13 protein-coding genes are annotated in these 18,742 nt (G+C 48.0%); 7 read left to right on the forward strand and 6 right to left on the reverse strand.

The features are described from left to right. Positions 1-302: 302 nt before the first annotated feature. On the reverse strand, positions 303-3,224 hold the full coding sequence (locus QT992_RS23900) for a GAF domain-containing protein (RefSeq protein WP_333339864.1): 2,922 nt from the start codon (positions 3,222-3,224) through the stop codon (positions 303-305). Between the two features lie 230 nt (positions 3,225-3,454). Here QT992_RS23900 and QT992_RS23905 point away from each other — a divergent pair, with 230 nt between their 5' ends. Beyond that, positions 3,455-4,621, forward strand: coding sequence for a quinone-dependent dihydroorotate dehydrogenase (locus tag QT992_RS23905; RefSeq protein ID WP_333339884.1), 1,167 nt, complete (start codon positions 3,455-3,457; stop codon positions 4,619-4,621). Positions 4,622-4,896: 275 nt separating this feature from the next. Here the strand turns inward: QT992_RS23905 and QT992_RS23910 are convergent, their stop codons facing one another. Continuing rightward, positions 4,897-6,363 carry an anthranilate synthase component I gene (locus QT992_RS23910; RefSeq protein ID WP_333339862.1) on the reverse strand — a complete coding sequence of 489 codons (1,467 nt, stop codon included), beginning with the start codon at positions 6,361-6,363 and terminating at the stop codon, positions 4,897-4,899. 104 nt (positions 6,364-6,467) lie between these two features. After that, the gene (locus tag QT992_RS23915) at positions 6,468-7,139 is read right to left on the reverse strand and encodes an aminotransferase class IV (protein ID WP_333315968.1); all 672 of its coding nucleotides are present in this window, start codon (positions 7,137-7,139) and stop codon (positions 6,468-6,470) included. 99 nt (positions 7,140-7,238) lie between these two features. On the opposite strand from QT992_RS23915, the gene QT992_RS23920 reads away from it, so the two are divergent. After that, positions 7,239-7,907, forward strand: a complete 669-nt coding sequence (locus QT992_RS23920; RefSeq protein WP_333315967.1) for an ElyC/SanA/YdcF family protein — start codon at positions 7,239-7,241, stop codon at positions 7,905-7,907. Positions 7,908-8,212: 305 nt separating this feature from the next. Here QT992_RS23920 and QT992_RS23925 read toward each other — a convergent pair whose 3' ends face one another. After that, the gene (locus QT992_RS23925; RefSeq protein ID WP_333315966.1) at positions 8,213-8,440 is read right to left on the reverse strand and encodes a hypothetical protein; all 228 of its coding nucleotides are present in this window, start codon (positions 8,438-8,440) and stop codon (positions 8,213-8,215) included. A gap of 437 nt (positions 8,441-8,877) precedes the next feature. Here QT992_RS23925 and QT992_RS23930 point away from each other — a divergent pair, with 437 nt between their 5' ends. From QT992_RS23930 to QT992_RS23940, 3 genes are all read left to right on the forward strand, one after another. Next, the gene (locus QT992_RS23930; protein WP_333315965.1) at positions 8,878-9,516 is read left to right on the forward strand and encodes a transaldolase family protein; all 639 of its coding nucleotides are present in this window, start codon (positions 8,878-8,880) and stop codon (positions 9,514-9,516) included. A gap of 226 nt (positions 9,517-9,742) precedes the next feature. Next, a complete protein-coding gene (locus QT992_RS23935) occupies positions 9,743-11,443 on the forward strand; it encodes a calcium-binding protein (RefSeq protein ID WP_333315964.1) in 1,701 nt (566 codons plus the stop codon). 178 nt (positions 11,444-11,621) lie between these two features. Next, positions 11,622-12,173 carry a GUN4 domain-containing protein gene (locus tag QT992_RS23940; protein WP_333315963.1) on the forward strand — a complete coding sequence of 184 codons (552 nt, stop codon included), beginning with the start codon at positions 11,622-11,624 and terminating at the stop codon, positions 12,171-12,173. A 212-nt stretch (positions 12,174-12,385) separates the two neighbouring features. On the opposite strand, the gene QT992_RS23945 is transcribed toward QT992_RS23940, so the two are convergent. Both QT992_RS23945 and cax read right to left on the reverse strand, forming a co-directional pair. Next, on the reverse strand, positions 12,386-14,455 hold the full coding sequence (locus tag QT992_RS23945) for a serine/threonine-protein kinase (protein WP_333315962.1): 2,070 nt from the start codon (positions 14,453-14,455) through the stop codon (positions 12,386-12,388). A 1,154-nt stretch (positions 14,456-15,609) separates the two neighbouring features. After that, positions 15,610-16,731, reverse strand: coding sequence for a calcium/proton exchanger (gene cax / locus QT992_RS23950; protein ID WP_333315961.1), 1,122 nt, complete (start codon positions 16,729-16,731; stop codon positions 15,610-15,612). A 507-nt stretch (positions 16,732-17,238) separates the two neighbouring features. On the opposite strand from cax, the gene QT992_RS23955 reads away from it, so the two are divergent. Together QT992_RS23955 and QT992_RS23960 are read left to right on the forward strand one after the other, a co-directional pair. Further along, the gene (locus QT992_RS23955; protein ID WP_333315960.1) at positions 17,239-17,655 is read left to right on the forward strand and encodes a VOC family protein; all 417 of its coding nucleotides are present in this window, start codon (positions 17,239-17,241) and stop codon (positions 17,653-17,655) included. Positions 17,656-18,074: 419 nt separating this feature from the next. Next, the gene (locus tag QT992_RS23960) at positions 18,075-18,671 is read left to right on the forward strand and encodes a Uma2 family endonuclease (protein WP_333315959.1); all 597 of its coding nucleotides are present in this window, start codon (positions 18,075-18,077) and stop codon (positions 18,669-18,671) included. The last annotated feature ends 71 nt before the right edge of the window (positions 18,672-18,742 follow it).

Consider the following 18,742-nt stretch of genomic DNA (forward strand, 5'->3'; position numbering starts at 1 on the left):
TTATGAGATTATTGGTTGTAGGCAATTATTGTTGGTGAAACCCGCCCCTACAATCCTCGATCGCAGCGAGGTAGATGGCGGTTTAGCCTTGGGTGGGGGCGGGTTTAGGAAATTATGGGTTTTAGGCAATTATTGTTGGTGAAACCCGCCCCTACAATCCTCGATCGCAGCGAGGTAGATGGCGGTTTAGCCTTGGGTGGGGGCGGGTTTATGAAATTATGGGTTTTAGGCAATTATTGTTGGTGAAACCAGCCCCTACAATCCTCGATCGCAGCTTGGAACTTTTACAATATTTGGCAATATTAAGAATTGGCTAGGGGCAACACTAAACGAGCGACAATTAAATTGTTTTCTAACATTTCTATAGAAAAGTTTCCCCCCATTAAGTCTACTGCTCGCTGACAAATTAAGAGATTTTGCACGATCGACCTATGGGAACTAGAAACCGCTAATATATCGGGTTCGGAACCGCCGTTGAAGGCAACAATTAACTGTCGATCGCACGCGCCGCTATCGATCACAGACAATTCTAACAAATCTTCCCCCAACAACTGAGAGCGAATCTCAATCTTGGCGCCAGCAGCAGAGCGCCTGCAAGCCGTCGCCAGCAATTCGCACAGGATCAAATCCAGCTTGATACAGTCCCCGCGAACGCTCAAAGTCTGACCTGCAGGCATCGACACAGCAGTTTCTCTGTGCACATCCAGCAAGACTTTCGACTGTTTGACCAGGGAGGCCGTTCGATCGAGCGATCGCCTCAGCCAAGCGCTCACAGCTACCGCATCTTGGGCGAAGTGCAGCCGCCAATGTTCCTGTTTCAGCAGCAAATGAGTTGACCCCAAAGCATTGCCAATTTGCCGCAAAACCTGTTGGTAGCGCAAAATTTTCAGAGCATCCTTTTGCTCCTTCACCGACTGCAAAATCGACTGACTCAACTCCCCCAACTCCTTCACCCCCGCTCCCACAGTGCGGTAAAACTCCTCAAAACGGCGCTGTTTGTACCAGTTGAGCAACTCCAGATCCAATCGCTGCGACTCGGCGGCAGATTGCACCGCCAAATACCTGCGCCACCAAGCCAACTGAGACGCCATCGAGCTGAGTAAACTCACCGACAACTCCGACCACTGGCGGCCCGGAGCGTCTGCAGCCACCACAATGCCCACCGGAGCGTGTTCTGGGGCCGTCCGCAGCGCCACCGTCATAATCTCGCCAATTCCCGGACTGCGGAGCCACCGCTTTGTCGCCAGTGGCAGTTGGCTCGTGCTCTGTTGCACCACGCAGTTAGCAGCCAGGGTTTGTTGGATCAAAGCATCTGTTTGGACAGGAATCACCGCCTCGGGATTGAGGGCAAATACGGGATTAGCAGCTACCGTCGCCACGATCGAACCTTCCTCATCACCGGGATTCCAAGTAATTACGGCTACTAAAGGACAGGAAATTGTCTGGGAAACGTGTTGAGCAAAGTTACGATCGAGCTTTTGTAGCGGCAACTCTGGGAACATCGGCGGTGAAGCAGCAGATATCTCTTGCTCAGATTGCTCATCAGGAGAATGGTGCAAAACCGCCAAACCCGATTTGAGCGATCGCTCAAATTGCTGATATTTGTCGATTGCCGAACTCTGCTGCCACGAGTGCAGGATCAATCCGAGTTGTTCGCCCACTAGCCGAACTAATTCTTGCTCAGATCGCCTCCAAGTGCGAGTTGCACTGTGCCCGACAACCAGCAAACCCTCGATCGATTTGCGCTTGGCGATTTTCGATTTTAGATTGGGGTTTTCTCCCTGTTCCTTTTTCGCCCTAGTGTTCGATGCCAAAAGCGATCGCACTCCAGCTTCCCCCAACACTTCCCGCCAAGCGCCCAACCGCCCGTCTTCCTCCCAATTTTCAATAGCTAGAGGTGCACTTTCTTGCAACCGCCCCACGTCAGCCACATCTAGGGCGTTGAGTGGCGACGGCACTGGCCTGCGATTGCGGGGCAAATGTTGGCAGACAATTTCAAAGCGATTTTGTTCTTCGCCGTACAGCAGCAGCAAAAAGTATTCGCATTTGAGCCGATCGCACAACTGTTCGGCGGTATGTTTCAAAGTCGCCTCCCAGTCAGCATCGCTGTAGATGGCGTGAGCTATTCCGGCAGTTAAATCTCGATCGATCTCAGTTTGTTGAATTTTCTCCTCCATCTCCGACATAGGAGCCGTCAGAGCCACTAACTGCGCCACTCCCCGCAGGTAATGCTTTTCATTGTCTTGCCAAATCCGGGGCTCGCCGGCTTCGACTGCCAAAAATCCCAACAATTCCCCTTCCGAAACAATCGGCGCAGCCAACAGAGAGCGAGCGCGGATTTGCTGCATCAACCGCCCCGTCAGCTCAGTTTTCAGAGAACTTTGAGATTCACCGATCCAAACCATTTCTTCCCGGCCCAAAGCCTGATAAAATTCGCCCAAGTCTTGGACGGTGATGCCCGAAGCCGGTCGGCCCGGCCCGCCCAAACCCGGAGTAACTTCGCGGTTGCTGACTCGGCGCCAAAAATAGCGTCGCTCTCGCTCGAACCAATAAACATTGGTGCGCGTCGGCTCGATAAATTCATGAGTTTGTTCGACCACCGCTTGCAAGTATTGGTCGAGCGATCGCAATTCCCCCAACTGCGAAATCAGCGCTAAAAGAGACTCATCTGGGTGTTTAACTTGTTGTCGCTGCCAGTCTTTTTCTATTTGGTAAAGAGCAGTTGCCAGCGCTCCAAATACGATCGCCAACTGCGTTTTTTCCCCCGACTTTGGCGACGCTCCCCACACCTCTGTGCCGAGCAAAATCACGCCGTAGCAGCGGTCTTTGTAGCGCAGCGGAAACAGAGTCGTGCCTTGAATATTGAAAGTTTGAGCTGCTTTGCGCCATTCTCCGGCTCGGTTTTCCGATCGCAAATCCGGGACTCCCACCGGGCGGAGCTGAATCACCACTTGTTCGAGCAAATCCCCCGGAGTGAGGGCAAACCGCTGTTTGAGAAAAGACAGGTCGCCGTTAGGAGTTATGCCGCCTTTCCCGAACAATCTGTGGGCCTGTCGATCGTACAACCCGATCCAAATCAACGGCCAGTCAAATTCCGCTTGCAAGTAACCGAGTGTGGTTGAAAGTAGCACTTCAACATTCTCCTCTTCTCGGAGAGTCAGGAGAACGCGCTCTAGGGTCGCGATTTGTTCGTCTAAATCCTTTGGTCTTTGCTGCTGCCCCATTTCCAAGCTTCCCCGCACCTTGTCTAATTTAAAATTACTAGCTTAAAAATTCAAAAAATTAAAATGCCCAAGAGTCAACTTATAATATAATCGTCTAACTTATCCTTCAATCTCAAACATTGGATAAAGTCGATCGAAGTTGAAGTAACAACCTCACCTTCACTGTCTGCTCGTGAATATTTTTATTTCCCTTCTCCTTTCTAATTTGTAAATTGCCCCAGTACAAATCCTTGGATATTTATCAATCAAGTGTACGCCCGCTGTTGTTTTCCGTATTGAAAACCGATGCCGAGTGGCTGCACAACCGCACTCTCCAATTTCTCGAACTTGCAGCCAGAACCCAGTCAAACCCTGCAACCAGCCAAATGCTCTCCCGATTGCAGAAATCTTTGGGAGTCCAAGATTCTCGCCTCGAACAATCTTTGTGGGGACTGAGCTTTAACAATCCTGTCGGCTTGGCCGCCGGATTTGATAAAAACGGCGTAGCTGCTGACATTTGGGCAAATTTTGGCTTTGGCTTTGCCGAACTCGGCACTGTCACTTGTCAACCACAGCCGGGAAACCCCCAACCTCGCTTGTTTCGCTTGACGGAGGACAGTGCAGCCCTCAACCGCATGGGATTTAACAATCAAGGAGCCGCGGCAATGGCAGCCCGGTTTCAGGCAGCACAGAAAAAGTCCCCACTCGATGCCCAGCGCCCCATGCCTCAGTCTCCGTTCCCCTTGGGCATCAATCTCGGTAAATCTAAGGTAACACCGTTAGAGCAGGCAGCAGCCGACTATTTGGAGAGTTTTAAGCTGCTGAAAGATTGGGGCGACTATTTTGTAGTCAACGTTTCGTCTCCGAATACGCCGGGGTTGCGATCGCTCCAAGATGCTGCTGGGCTTACCACAATTTTGGAAATGTTGCAACAAGAAAATCAGGGAATCAAGCCAATTTTAGTCAAGATTGCGCCGGATTTGGAGTCCGAGGATCTCGTATCAATCCTCGACTTAGCAAAAACCTACCAACTAGCAGGAATTATCGCCACCAATACCACCATCCGCCGCGACGGATTGAAAACACAAATATTGCCAGAAACAGGCCAACCAATCGCCGAAGAAGCCGGGGGAATTAGCGGGCTTCCTGTGCGGGAGCGATCGACAGAAGTAATCCGATTTATCTGGCAATATACAAAAGGCGAATTACCCATAATTGGAGTTGGCGGCATTTTCACCGCCGAAGATGCTTGGGAAAAAATAGCCGCCGGTGCGAGTTTAATTCAAGTCTACACTGGTTGGGTTTACGAAGGGCCTTGGATGGTGCGCCGGATTCTACAAGGGTTGTTGCAAAAGTTAGAAGAAAAAGGATTTAATTCGATTTCCCAGGCCGTTGGTTCGGACAATCAATACACATAGGACTGTTGACTGTTGACTGTTGACTGTTGACTGTTGACTGTTGACTGTGAGTAAAAAAAATGAAAATTGCGCGAATTATTTGTTGCATCGGGATTCGACTTTACGCCCAACGATGAAGCGCGGATTTGATATCATTCCGGTCTTACTGCCGGAATTGATATGACTCACAGTGCGATCGCTAAAAAAACTATAGCGGTTCTCAGGAAAGTAAGGTACTCTTCCTGTTTGGCCAATGCCCAATGCCCTGTTTGGCCAATGCCCAAGAACACCTCATGTTACTGAGAAAGGCTATAATCAAATATTTCTGCTAATTTCAAAGCATTAACTTGAGCTTGAGCTTTATGCAGCGACTCCTGCCATTCCCTTTCTGGATCGCTATCAGCAACAATCCCCGCACCTACTTGTCCCCAAACAACTCCCCCCGTCGTACCGTCACTTTTTGGTGCATATAAAAGGGTGCGAATCAAAATATTTAAATCCAGGTTGCCGCGCCAGTCCAAATAACCGCAGGAACCGTAAAATAAATTGCGCTTCACTGGTTCCAATTCTTCGATGATTTCCAGACAGCGCACTTTCGGACAACCTGTAATCGTACCGCCCGGAAATACCCCTCGAATTAAGTCGATCGCGTCGCAATCTCCTCTTAATGTACCGATAACATTACTGACGAGGTGCATCACGTGACTGTAGCGTTCAATCGTCAGAAATTCGTTAACTTTTACCGAGCCCCATTCACACACCCTCCCGATATCGTTGCGCTCTAAGTCAACTAACATAATATGTTCGGCTCTTTCTTTGATATTTTCTATTAATTCCTGTGCTAACTGCTCATCTTCAATGCAGGTTAAACCTCGCCGTCTCGTTCCCGCGATCGGTCTAGTATCCACTTTGTTTCCTAATAATTGAACCAGTCTTTCCGGCGAACAACTAACTATCGCCCCCCACGGAGTTTGCCAATAACTTGCAAAAGGCGAAGGATTGATCCGTTGCAAAGCGCGGTAAATTGACCAACTACTGCAATCTGTACGGGCTTCAAACCGCAAAGATAAATTAGCCTGAAAAATATCGCCCGCATGAATATACTTCTGAGCTTTCCGCACTATTTCTTTATACTCACTCTGAGATAATTGGAAAATAGGAGTAGCCGAATTTTGTTGATAATTTTCCGGTAAATTATTCTCGATTATTTCTGGCTTAGTTTGCTCTAATTGATGCTGCATAACATCGAGGTGAGAAGGTTGACTCGCAGCCAACCAGAGAATTTGCGTTTGATGGTCTAAAACCGCAAAAGATTCTGGTTCGTACCAACAGCTAACCGGGAAAGGAAGCGGATCGGTATTGAGTTGGGGCAGGTGTTCGATTTCCCATGCTAAATCATAACCTAGCCATCCCAACCAACCCCCCGTAAAAGGAATTTCCGGCGGTACATCCACTGCTAAATTTTGCTTTTGAGAGTCCACAAGAGCGCGCAAAAAAGGTAAAATCTCACCTACTGGCGGTGTCCATAGCTGAGATTGACCATCAATTATCCGGGGAGAACCTGCACAAATAGAATATCGTGCTAAGTTAGTAGAAGATGTAACTGGACTTTCTAGCAGAACAGCCATATCGCGGGGGGAACAATCCGATATAGAGCTTGCACTGTCGGCGGTTTTACCGAGAAATAAAATTTGAAAAATCTCCGATCCGCTGCGCTGATTTAGGGGAAGCTGTCGCCAATGCCAAGGTTGTATTTTTTTCATAATAGATTGCACTCTGGTTAACACTTTCAGGAATTACGCAAAATGTCAATTCTGTAGTAAGGTGCACAGTTCGCACCCTCCTAAAATCTATTGAAAGCGTTATCTCAGTAATTACTGACAACTTTCCAAACATCTCGGCTTGCTTCTTTTTTGAGGCGCATCCAACCCCTAACGGAGTTAATGAGAAATAGAGTTTCGGTACGGCGCAAATCATCTAAGGTAATTAATTCTTCTCTGATTTTTCCCTCCTCTAAAAGTTGACAACGAAACGTCCCCGGTAATAAACCGCACTTGAGGGGAGGTGTGATTAGACCTGCGGGTGTATCGATCGCGATATTGGCGATCGTGGATTCGGTGATCACTCCATCTTGATTCCACAGAAAGACATCCTGATATTGGGGCTGCGACTCCAAAGCCATTGTATAAGGCAATCGGTAAGTTGTCTTGTGGTAAAGAAATGGGTTTTGAGAGTCGATCGGTTGGCGGGCAATTCCCACAGATGCACCGATTTTTAAGATACCGCTATCTAGTGTCTGAGCTTGTAATGTTATTTTACCATCACAAGATATTGTTAACCGTATTTTGTGTTTGACTGATCGGCAAGTCATACTTAATGCTTGTAAAGCTTTGCTTGTTTCTGTTAGCGATAGAGGGAAATTAAAATAATCAGCCGATCGCTCTAATCTTTGAAGATGTCTGTCTAGCAAAAAATAGCCGTTTTTGGGTTCCCATAAAAATGATTCCAGCAATTCAAAGTTGGGCTGTTGGTGAATCATATTTTTTTCAATATAATAATGTAAATTAGGTAACTAGACAATTTTTACACCCGCGCAGATGCCTGTTCGTGTAATTATATAGGAAGTTAACTTGAATTTATGTTGCCTAAATCCTTTATATTTCAATGGCGCTTTGCCATCGGGCTGTTAATATTAACCTCAGTGCTCACACCCCTAGCCCTCAACTACTACGTCCGATTTGTTACCCGCAACTACCGCCACAGCGATATAGCTAACGTGCCTGCTGAACCCATTGCTATAGTTTTTGGTGCCGGACTTTGGGAAGACGGCACTCCAAGCCCCATGTTAGCCGATCGAGTGCAAGCAGCCGTCGATTTGTACAAAGCGGGGCGAGTGGACAAACTTTTGATGACAGGAGACAATAGCACCGTCGATTACAACGAAGTCCAAGCAATGCAGGACTACGCCGAAGCCCAGGGCGTACCGATTAATAATATCGTTCTCGATTATGCCGGATTTAGCACCTATGAAAGTTGCTACCGGGCGAAAGAGATTTTTGGCATAACGCAGGCTGTTTTAGTTACCCAAAAATTTCACTTAGCCCGCGCTGTTTATACCTGCCGCCGATTGGGAATAGAGGCGATCGGCTTAGGAACGCCGGATTGGGGCAAATTTCCCCAAAAGGGCATGATTCGCTACAGTTTTCGCGAATTTTTGGCAGTCATCAAAGCACTTTGGGAAGTGCGCGTTACCCGTCCCGAACCGACTTTTTTGGGGCCGTTTGAAGGAATTAAAGAAAAGTTATGATATCATGTCCGGTCGAGCGATCGTGATTTTTGTAGGGGCGGGTTCACCAACAATACCTGCCAACAAAGGACAATCTCAAAAACCCGCCCCGACCAGGATATTATGGTTAATCGCTCGGACATGATATGAGTGATCTGTTGAAGACTTTAGTCCTTAAAACACAAACTAAAGTCTTCACTAAAAACGGATTTTCTTACAACTAACCGGACATCATGTAAGTCCGGGAGTGGTAAGTTTTGAGTTAAACAAAACTTACAACAAAACTCACAAATCATAACTTGCCCGTTGCGGTAGTGTTCCATAACTTACTCGCGTTTGGAAAGTCCCGCCAGCGACCACGTTAGGCTCACCATCATTAAGCGGCCTAGAGCCTTCAAACGGTCTTCGGCGTTATTTTCAACTGATTGAGCCAGAGTTTCAGACTTAAGATTTATCGATAATTCTTCAGCGGTTTCTGCTGACTGTTCCAACTGAGGTTGTTCAGAAGATGTCTCAAGGCTGACTTGTGGCTGCTGATTTTTTTCTTCTGTCATTTTCTGAGTCACATCCTGGAGTTATTGCATATATAACCCTTAATACAAATGTAATTTCTTTGTATCCGGGATTTGGCGAGTCAAGTTTTCCTTATCCGACAATCGCAGTTACCAACTGACTTAAAAGTTTTGATTTCAGTTGTTAGCTATCTTAAATAGCACTTAGCCAATTTTCCTCATAAAGCTGATTTATTCACAGATAGGTCGTCCTCCACCAATTTTTTGTAATAAACGGGATTTCTGAGCCTAAGTCCTGTTAAATTCAAAAATCACGCACTACTACCGATGATGCACATCACTGAATTGTTAGATTTACTTAACAGTAATATTTCCGAGATTCTGATATTGTTAAAGCTTAACAATTAATTTTGCTCGGATTTATCTCAATCTGAAAGCAAGTGTCTGGAAATTATTAACAAACTGAAGGTGTAGAGCCGATGGCCATTTATGTTGATACTGCAATTGTAGCGGAAGCCGCACGGGCGAGCAAGTTCGGATGGATAGCGGGAATTACTACTAATCCGACACTTTTGGCAAAAAGCGAGTTACCTCCTGAGCAAACCCTTAAACAACTGGCACAACTGATTCCTGGGGAAGTGTATTATCAGCTAATGGCATCTGATGTTGATGGCATGGTAGCAGAAGGAAAAGCGGCTTTTGAATTAATTGGACAGCAAACAGTGTTGAAAGTTCCCGCAACGGCTGCGGGTTTCCAAGCAGTCGCGCATTTGTCACCGGAAATTCCTTGCGCGGTGACGGCGATATACAGCGCCTCACAAGCAGTTGTCTCAGCAGAAGCGGGGGCAAAATATGCGATCGCCTACGTGAATCGCGCCACCAGATTGTTGGGAGACGGTTTTGCCTTAGTGCGGGATATGGCAAATGTGTTGCAGAGAACTAATACGGAGATTTTGGCAGCTAGCATTAAATCGCCGGAAGAAGCGGTAAAGACTTTATTAGCTGGCGCACATCATTTGACATTGCCTTTTGACCTGTTGCAGGCATTGACAGTCCACGAATTGTCCCAGCAAACTGTTGAGGAATTTGCCAAAAACGGGCGGGGAATTAGTTATTAGATTTGGCCATACAGAAAACTTCCTTAATTCTGGAGCAAGTATCATTCGCTCGCTGACTGCATATGAGTTTGGCTATTTTGTCGAGTGTTGGTAACATTTGTTGATAAATATGGCTTTTATGAACTCAAAGTTATGACTTTTATGAATTGACTTTGAGAGCTGCTTATTGAATAATTTCCATCAACCGCAGGGATATCCAAACTTGTACTCTTAAATATCAGGGCTTATGACCATTACTCGCGTCTCAGTTGACTCAGCAGGCAATCAGGGGAACAATGGCTCCGGCGATCCCTCCATCTCCGGTGACGGGAGGTTTGTGGCGTTTGCATCTCGTGCCCCCAATCTCGTGCCGGGAGACAGTAACGCTAGCCTCGACATCTTCGTGCGCGACTTATTAACGAACACCACCACGCGCGTCTCTGTGGATTCAGCAGGCAATCCGGGGAACGGCGAATCCTACGTTCCCTCCATCTCCGGCGACGGGCGGTTTGTGGTGTTTGCATCTGATGCAGCCAACCTAGTAGCGGGAGACACTAATGGCAGCCGAGATATTTTCGTGCGCGACACGCGCTCCAACACCACCACCCGTGTCTCTGTTGACTCAGCAGGCAATCAGGGGAATGGTATCTCCAACCCCCCCTTGAGCAAGCCCTCCATCTCGGCAGACGGGCGGTTTGTGGCGTTTGTATCGACAGCATCCAACCTCGTGCCGGGGGATACCAACATTAGGGACGACATCTTCGTGCGCGATTTGTCAACCAACACCACCACCCGCGTCTCTGTAGATTCAGCAGGCAATCAGGGGAACAACAATTCCATCTCTACCTCCATCTCCGGTGACGGGAGGTTTGTGGCGTTTTCGTCTGATGCCACCAACCTCGTGCCGGGAGACACTAACAGTAGCACCGACATCTTCGTGCGCGACTTATTAACCAATACCATCACCCGCGCCTCTGTTGACTCAGCAGGCAATCAGGGGAACGGGTTGTCCGGGTTCCCCTCCATCTCGGCAGACGGGCGGTTTGTGGCGTTTTCGTCTATAGCAGCCAACCTAGTACCGGGAGACACTAACAATAACACCGACATCTTTGTGCGGGACTTGTCAACCAATACCACTACCCGCGTCTCTGTTGACTCAGCAGGTAATCAGGCGAACAACAATTCCTTCGCGATTGCCTCTATTTCCGACGACGGGCGGTTTGTGGCGTTTAATTCTGCTGCCGCCAACCTCGTGCCTGGTGACACTAACGGTAGTCGCGACATCTTCGTGCGCGACACGCGCGCCAACACAACCACCCGCGTCTCAGTTGACTCAGCAGGCAATCAGGGGAACGACATCTCCTTCTCTACCTCCATCTCGGCCAACGGGCAGAAAGTGACGTTTGATTCTAACGCCGCCAACCTCGTGCCGGGAGATACCAACAACACCACCGACATCTTCGTTTCTGACACCGGCAACGCTTCAGGCGGCATCAATAACTCTCCAAACGCCATCAACGGCACGAACGGCAACGACAACCTGATAGGCACTCCCGGCAGCGATAATATCAACGGTTTAGACGGCGATGACGCACTTACGGGTTTGCGAAGCAACGATATCCTTGTCGGGGGAGGCGGCAGCGACAACCTGTCTGGCGGCAAAGGTTTTGACACTCTCAACGGCGGTTTAGGAAACGATATTCTCGTCGGCGGCGCGGGCAACGATGTATTTGTTTTAGGTGCGGGATTGGGAGTTGATACAATCTCTGATTTCACCAACTCTCAAGATACCGTGCAATTAATCAATGGCTTGACCTTCGGACAGCTATCAATTTCCCCTGGAACTAACGGCACATTAATTACAGTAGCCAGCAGCGGTGAAGTTTTAGCTGCTTTGACAGGCGTTGCTCCCAATTTCATCGGCTCTGAAGATTTCATCTCGGTCTAGGGCGTGTTTTCTTTCCCCGGAGATCCCCCCCGGCCCCCCTTAATAAGGGGGGAGAATGAGCGTCAAAGTCCCATTTTTTAAGAGTAATTTAGGGGGTTTGAATCTGATTGGAGAGGCAAGCAAACACGGTCTATAGATGGTAAACTGTCCTTTGTTAAATCACTTTTACTCAGGGAACATGATTAAACTTGGCAAACAATCACTCGCATTAATAGGCACATTTCTGGCAGTTTTGCAACCAGCATTTACCGCTAATTCACAAGAAAGCAACAGCGAATTTAGCAAACTTCAATCCTTATTAGAAGCCAAAAAATGGTACGAAGCAGATCAAGAAACAGTCTCTCTGATCCGCAACAACCCCGCCAATCTGTCTTGTCCGAACCTCCGCGCGATCGATCAAATGTGGATGCAATCGAGCAACGGCAAATATGGATTGACTCCACAGTTAGAGATTTGGCAGAAAGTCGGCGGTTCTAACTGTCGCACTTGCGAAGGTCAAATTCAAGATTTTAGCAAGCAAGTAGGATGGAACATGAGCTCGCAAGTAAGTCCTATACCAGGGGAGTTTCCAGCCCAGTATCCAACTGTTGCTTCATTAAGTTGGCAAAGTTATGTTGACAGCGATAAAAGCATAACTAGGTACAGTCTTTTTGCGGGCGCGCAGACATGGCAAGCGTGGAGGGTTACAGAATTTAACCTGTTTTCTACTTTTGCCAATTGCGGCAAGTAATACCAATTTTAAAAAAGAATGCAACAGTATTCTTGTTCCCCCCGCAATGCAGCGGGGGGGCTAGGGGGGGTCGAAGAGTGTTGCAGGATTTTAGAGAAATGGTATAACAGTTGTAGGGCGGGCAAGGCCCAGACTTCCACGTCGGAGTCGGGATGGGATTTCTAGCTCGCCTCGACTCTTCAATCTAAAATCTAAAATCTAAAATAGTAGAACTATGGCATTCGCCAAATCTTAATCGTGCGATCGGGACTGCCGCTCACAAAAGTCTTGCTATCTCTGGAAATAGCAACAGAACTCACAAACTGACTGTGACCCGAAATACTGCTTCTTTCTTTTCCCGTCTTCAAATCCCAAACTATAATATCTCCGCCCCCGCTGATCAAAGTGCGGCTGTCCGCGCTAAAGGCGATCGTCCTCACCCAGCTCGCATGCCCTTTAAAAGTGCGGGTGCGCTTCCCGTCTTGCACGTTCGACAAACGGATCGTATTGTCGGTGCTAGCAGTAGCCACAATTTGCCCGTTCGGGCTAAAAGCCACAGCATTAACCGGGCCCCCGTGACCTGTGATAATTCTTCTGACTTCTCCGGTACCGAGATTCCACAAACGCACAGTCTTGTCCTGGCTGCCGCTAGCGAGAGTTTTACCGTCCCGGCTCAAAGCGATCGCGTTTACTCCTCCGGCGTGGCCGCTCAAAGTCCGCAACCTGCTGCCGGTTCTGACGTTCCACAAGCGAATAGTTTTGTCATCGCTGCCGCTAGCGAGAGTTTGACCGTCCCTGCTAAAAGCGATCGCGTTGACGGCGGCTGTGTGAGCCGCAATCGTCCGCATCCGTCGCCCCGTCTTCAAATCCCAGAGAATCACATTCTTGTCGCCGCCGCCGCTGGCCAAAATCGAGCTGTTCGGGCTCACCGCCAGCGTGTTGACCGATTTTTTAGAATGCACCGAATTGAGAGTCCGCACCAGGCGTCCCGTCCTCACATTCCAAATTCTAATCGTCCCAAAGCTTGCGCTCACCAAAGTTTGACCGTCCGGGGACAGGGCGATCGCATTTACACTCCCGACATTATCCAGACTTCTTTGCAAAAAATGAGTGCTAGGTAAAGTAGAAAGCAGCCACACCGGGTTTGCTGGAAACACCCCGTAACGCAGCGAACCGTAAATTTGAGACGCGCCAATACTCACCATCAAAACAGCCGTGCCCGCCAGCAACTTCTTTTTCCAATCAAAAACATCTTTCTCGGTCTTGTTCAATCCCGAATTCAGAGGTCTGAGGCGGTTTACAGAAGTCTGCTTCTTCGCCCCCGCCTCCCCGGCAGTTGCGCGAATTTTAGTTTGCCCCGTCGTCGGCAACTGAGTGGGCAACTGAGTTTCCCCGCCGTCGAGATTAATTTCCTCCAAGCACTGCAAAACCATCTGGGGACTTTGAGGTCGATTGCCCGGAAAAGGCGCCATCAGATAATCGATTACATTAGCCACGGCGTCGGAAACATGAGGAGCTCCTTTGCGCCACATTAATCTGCCCGTGCGCGGGTTCTCTGGAAACGCAGTCGGCGGCTTTCCAGTCAGCAAATAAACAAAAGTGCGCCCCAGAGCAAAAAAATCCGACTGCGGAACAGCCTTGCCATTAGTTTGTTCCGGCGGCGTGTAGCCGGGGGAAACAATACCAGTCACATTTTGCCCCTGGCCCACCTTAGCGAAATAAGTCGCCGACACTTCCCGAGCAGTCCCGAAGTCAATCAGCACTAACTGCCCGTTTGGCTTGCACATAATATTGTGCGGCTTGATATCCCGATGGAAATAGTTGAGGCGGTGAACTTGGTCTAAAATTTCCGACAGTTGTTTGAGCCAGTTCACAGCTTGTTCTTGACTGATGGGGCGGCCCCGGTGTTTCAGCCAGTCTTGCAAATTGGCCCCAGCAATTTTCTCCATCACCAGACAGTGAAAAACCTCTGTGCTGTTAGCTGGCGTAAATATAAAATAACCGTCGCGATCGACTTTTGGAATACCTGGATGTCTGAGCCTGACCAATACGTCGGCTTCTTGCTTAAACAGTTCTACAGCTTTGGGATGTTCTTTGAGCAGGACTTTGAGCACTCTTCGGGCGCCGTTGTCGTCCACTTCAAATGTTCTGCCAAAGCCGCCGCCTCCGAGAGGCGCGACTAGCCGATATCGACCTTGCAACAAAAGTTCTGACCCGCAGTGGATACACGCGGATTTGCCAGAGTTGGCTGGATCGGAGGGATTCGGGCATTTGGGATTGAGGCAATAACTCACAGAAGCCACATAACCCTGATTGAGGTTGCTCTATCAAGTTTTACTTTGACACTGCTCTACAAAACTTGGCTAAACTTATCTAAGCTTCACCATTCAACTAGAAGTATTTTCTAGAGGGTCTGATTCCTGCTTCTGCCAAGAGAGTCGGCTCTTACTTGTCCACAGGCGTAAATTCGGGTGGAGCAGCACCCTATTTTTGAAGTCTGTACAACTATTTATTATTGTGGAAGCTTTTAGCCATTGTTTAACCATTATTTTCAACCAATTTAACGAATCGTGGTATCCCGTTCGACCTTTTTATAGGCTGGTCAGTTTTAAATCCACCGTCGTTTAGTCTTCCAGAAAATTTTTCCTGCAGATTTTGGGCATTATTCTGAGAATTTTGCACACAACTGCGCCTCTGTCAATATGCTGGTCATAAGTAGCTCGGAGGAAGTTTAATCAAGTATTAAGCGATTAGATTAACCTCTGTGCACTCTTGGTGAGTGAGATTTTTGATTCAGGTTGCGTTACTTGCCTTGACAAGATTACTCGATCCGCATTAGAGGTGTCTTCTCTAAAATCGTTAATTTCGGTATGGCATACCGTATTTGATTACTCCTCTTTATCTAGTGCGGTTTTTGTTCAAATATGAGTTTTCCTAGACGGCAACACCGTGTTTGTGAAACGACGTACTCAACAATAAGAGTACGATGTTTTACGTTGTCTAGTCAGACTCAATTTTCAACTTATGACGATCGTAGCACACCTAGTAAAAGACTCATGAGCACCCTTGATTGAAATCTTGCAGCGTTTCTGAAGTCAAGGGAGGCTTTAGTCTGGCTTGACTTCAGCATCCCGTGTTTTTGTAGAACCGGGGGCACTGCGCTCTAACGATCGGGTTGAGGCCAAAGGTTTTGTTGTTTGTCACAGCCGATCGAGGTCACAAATCCCTGATGAGAGCACATAATGTACAAACACACCAGAACTAATAACTAGAGAGCTGCCACATTTCAATTGTACGATCGCAACCACCATTCTCCCAGAAATAAGTGAGAGTGGGCGAGGGGGAGAGTGGGCGAGGGGGAGAGTGGGAGAGTGGGAGAGTGGGGGAGTGAGGGAGTGAAAAAATCTGCCTTCTTCCCTCTTCCCTCTTCCCTCTTCCTTCCCGATAAGAAAGCGTTTTAAACAAGTCCCTCAATTACCGGATGGAAGTAGAACGCCAGCGCCAAAACCGTATAAGCTGCCAACAGCAAAGTACCTTCGAGCCAGTTAGAATTGCCGTCAGAACTGATAGAATTTGCGATCAGCACCGACACCGCAACTGCTACAAGTTCAAACGGGTTGAAATTCAAGTCCATCGGTTTGCCCAAGACAAAACCTGCCAAAACCAACACCGGGGCAACAAACAAAGCAATTTGCAAACTCGAACCCACGGCCACAGAAACCGACAAATCCATTTTATTTTTCATCGCCACCGTCACCGCCGTCGTATGTTCGGCCGCATTGCCAATAATCGGCACTAAAATCACCCCGGTAAACAGTGATGTCAGCCCCAAACGCGCCGTCGCTTCTTCGAGAGTACCCACCAACAGTTCTGACTCGACAGCTACCATCAGGGTACAGGCCAACAGCACCCCAATCCACAGCGGCAGATTGACTTTGTGGTCAGGACTGTCTGGTGCTAAGTTATTTTCGGCTAAATCTTCCAGCATTTCTATTTCTGCCACCCCTACATCGTACAGATAACTGTGGGTTTTCATCGAAAACAGCAGCGTCAGCACGTAGACGACAATCAGCACTACAGCAACAGCGCTAGAGAGGTTCTGCATAGTTGCCGCAGGGATGCCAATAGAGGTGGCATTAACTGCAGTTGGCACCAAAATGGCAATTACGGCTAAGTTCATCGCTGAAGCATTCAACCGGGCGACTGTCGGCTGAAAATCTTGTTCTTTGTAGCGCAAGCCGCCCAGCAGCATCGCCAATCCCATCACCAGCAGCAGGTTGCTCATAATTGAACCGGTGATGCTGGCCTTGACAACATCTATTAGTCCGGCGTTGAGGGCGACGATGCCGATAATCAGTTCCGTGGCATTTCCGAAGGTAGCGTTCAGCAAACCCCCCAAATTGGCACCGAGGACGACGGCGATTTCTTCGGTGGCCGTCCCCATCCAGGCGGCTAGGGGGATGATGGCTAAAGCCGAGGTGATGAAGATTGTGGAGGATTCCCAGCCGAGAAAGTGTCCGGCGATGGAAACTGGGATAAATAACAGCAGGCTGGAAATAATTGTATTTGTGTTTAGCATTTAGATTCTCAAAAGCTGCCAACCGTCAATCATAGCCTGTGACCAAATGAAAAAAAGGGTGAGGGTGAGGGATTTGGGTGTTTGCTTAAAGCTGGGGGTGGAGGATGGGGCTCTATCGCTGCATTGCGGCTTTCACGGATGTGACAAACTAAGAGAGCGATTTGTTTAGCCGATCGGCTCAATAGATTTTTGTATTCTACCCGATCGATCGCATCAGGTTCCGCATTGTCTTGAGAGCAAAGTTGACTATTTCTGCGCGATCGTTTTTTCAGATATTCGTTCAGTGATATAATCTTTAAATATTGCCCTTCTGCAAGTATAGCTATACATAATACTACCAATTCACTATGAAGCTGCATTTAATATAACGTTAAAAATATAGTTCCAACCAGAAAGACATCAGCCTCATTTAGTGTATCTTCATAGTGAATTGGTATTATTAAGATTATGATATTGGAAGTTGCAATTATTGATGTTAAGCCTAATATGACTAAAGCAACATAACATATGAGTGATATCGGTCTCACACACATCGCACTGCCCGTTTCCGATGTCGATCGCACTATCGAATTCTACTCCAAGTATGCTGGAATGCAGGTCGTTCACCGCCGCATCGATGCAGAAACTGGTGTTGCTGTGGTCTGGCTTTCGGACCGCAGTCGCCCTTTTGTAATTGTGCTAATTCAAACAGACTCCGTACATCCCGTTCTGTCTCCCTGGGCACACCTCGGAGTAGGTTGCAAAAGCCGCGAATATATGGACGAACTCTGCGACAAAGCACGTCAAGAAGGCCTGCTGCTTGAGGAAGCAAAAGAAGCTGGATATCCGATCGGCTACTGGGCTTTTTTGCGAGACCCGGACGGTCACACGCTGGAACTATCCTACGGGCAAGAAATCGGATTTACAGTGGAGAAAGCTACTTAAAGTTATAATAAACAAATCGCCCTCCAAACCCGCTCGTTTCTCATCGGGAAATAGACTGGAGAATCAAGTCAGGAACCTCAGCCTAAAGGCATGAGGCTTGGAAGAGAAATCTAACAAGCCGTTCTGACCAGCCTAAGTCCGCAAGCGGACTATGTTTGTTGAGTCACGATACCGGAGAATGCGTAGCTAGTTTTGGGCTCTATCGCTCAAGGTTAAACAGTTCTAAGGTCACGCTTTACAGTGCTTTGGGCCCGCGCAAGCTCTTAAAACTTTGACCGACAAGCTAACGTTACCCAAAAATGGGATGGAGACAACCATATCTCCAATGGAGGGGCAACCATACCCCTCCGCTCCGAAAGGGGTTTTGATTTAATGTAAAGCCGTCCTGGAAGGACGGGGTTTCTAACCCAGCAATTTTGATGACTGCAGCAATCATCGCACCACCCAGAAAAGAATCACCCCTTCTGTTTGAGGGACTCACTTGGAGAGAGTTCAAAGCAGTTGAGCAATTGTTAGACCGTCCAGGATATCGACTTTCTTTCCTGGATGGAGTTTTGGAGATTAAACTAATGCCTGGAGAACCCCACGAAACCGTTAAAGAAAGAATTGGTGCATTGTTGGAGCTTTACCTGCTGATGGCGGGGTTTGACTTTACTCCAACTGGCTCAATGACTCTGGAAAGTGAAACGGGTAAAGTCAAGCGAGAGGCCGATAAATCTTATAAACTTGCTCCTGGTCGCAGGCTACCCGATTTGGCGATCGAGGTCGTGTTTTCCAGTGGTGGCATCAACCAACTGGAGGCATACAAGCGGCTGAAGATAAAGGAAGTGTGGTTCTGGGAAGATGGATTGTTAGAGGTTTATCACCTGCGGGGAGAGGGCGATGCGCTTCACTATGAAAAGGTTTCTAGTAGTGAGGAAGTGAAAGGAATCGATCTGGATTTGTTGTTACGCTGCATCAATATGGTGAATCATGTTGATGCAGTTAAGACTTTTCAACAGGCACTCCAGAAATAGCTGGGATTAAGAGACTTCTCCTAAAAAGCAGGTTTTGAACAGGCAGGATGCCTGTTCCACGATAATTAGGG

Origin of the sequence: Microcoleus sp. T3_D1 (assembly GCF_036700405.1) — a bacterium.
GTDB lineage: Bacteria > Cyanobacteriota > Cyanobacteriia > Cyanobacteriales > Microcoleaceae > Microcoleus.

What these genes read in the sequence shown, in the direction of transcription:
- QT992_RS23900 (WP_333339864.1), bottom strand. Translation starts at nt 3,224, where the DNA reads ATGGGGCAGCAGCAAAGACCAAAGGATTTAGACGAACAAATCGCGACC.
- QT992_RS23910 (WP_333339862.1), bottom strand. Translation starts at nt 6,363, where the DNA reads ATGAAAAAAATACAACCTTGGCATTGGCGACAGCTTCCCCTAAATCAG.
- QT992_RS23915 (WP_333315968.1), bottom strand. Translation starts at nt 7,139, where the DNA reads ATGATTCACCAACAGCCCAACTTTGAATTGCTGGAATCATTTTTATGG.
- QT992_RS23920 (WP_333315967.1), top strand. Translation starts at nt 7,239, where the DNA reads ATGTTGCCTAAATCCTTTATATTTCAATGGCGCTTTGCCATCGGGCTG.
- QT992_RS23925 (WP_333315966.1), bottom strand. Translation starts at nt 8,440, where the DNA reads ATGACAGAAGAAAAAAATCAGCAGCCACAAGTCAGCCTTGAGACATCT.
- QT992_RS23930 (WP_333315965.1), top strand. Translation starts at nt 8,878, where the DNA reads ATGGCCATTTATGTTGATACTGCAATTGTAGCGGAAGCCGCACGGGCG.
- QT992_RS23935 (WP_333315964.1), top strand. Translation starts at nt 9,743, where the DNA reads ATGACCATTACTCGCGTCTCAGTTGACTCAGCAGGCAATCAGGGGAAC.
- QT992_RS23940 (WP_333315963.1), top strand. Translation starts at nt 11,622, where the DNA reads ATGATTAAACTTGGCAAACAATCACTCGCATTAATAGGCACATTTCTG.
- cax (WP_333315961.1), bottom strand. Translation starts at nt 16,731, where the DNA reads ATGCTAAACACAAATACAATTATTTCCAGCCTGCTGTTATTTATCCCA.
- QT992_RS23955 (WP_333315960.1), top strand. Translation starts at nt 17,239, where the DNA reads ATGAGTGATATCGGTCTCACACACATCGCACTGCCCGTTTCCGATGTC.
- QT992_RS23960 (WP_333315959.1), top strand. Translation starts at nt 18,075, where the DNA reads ATGACTGCAGCAATCATCGCACCACCCAGAAAAGAATCACCCCTTCTG.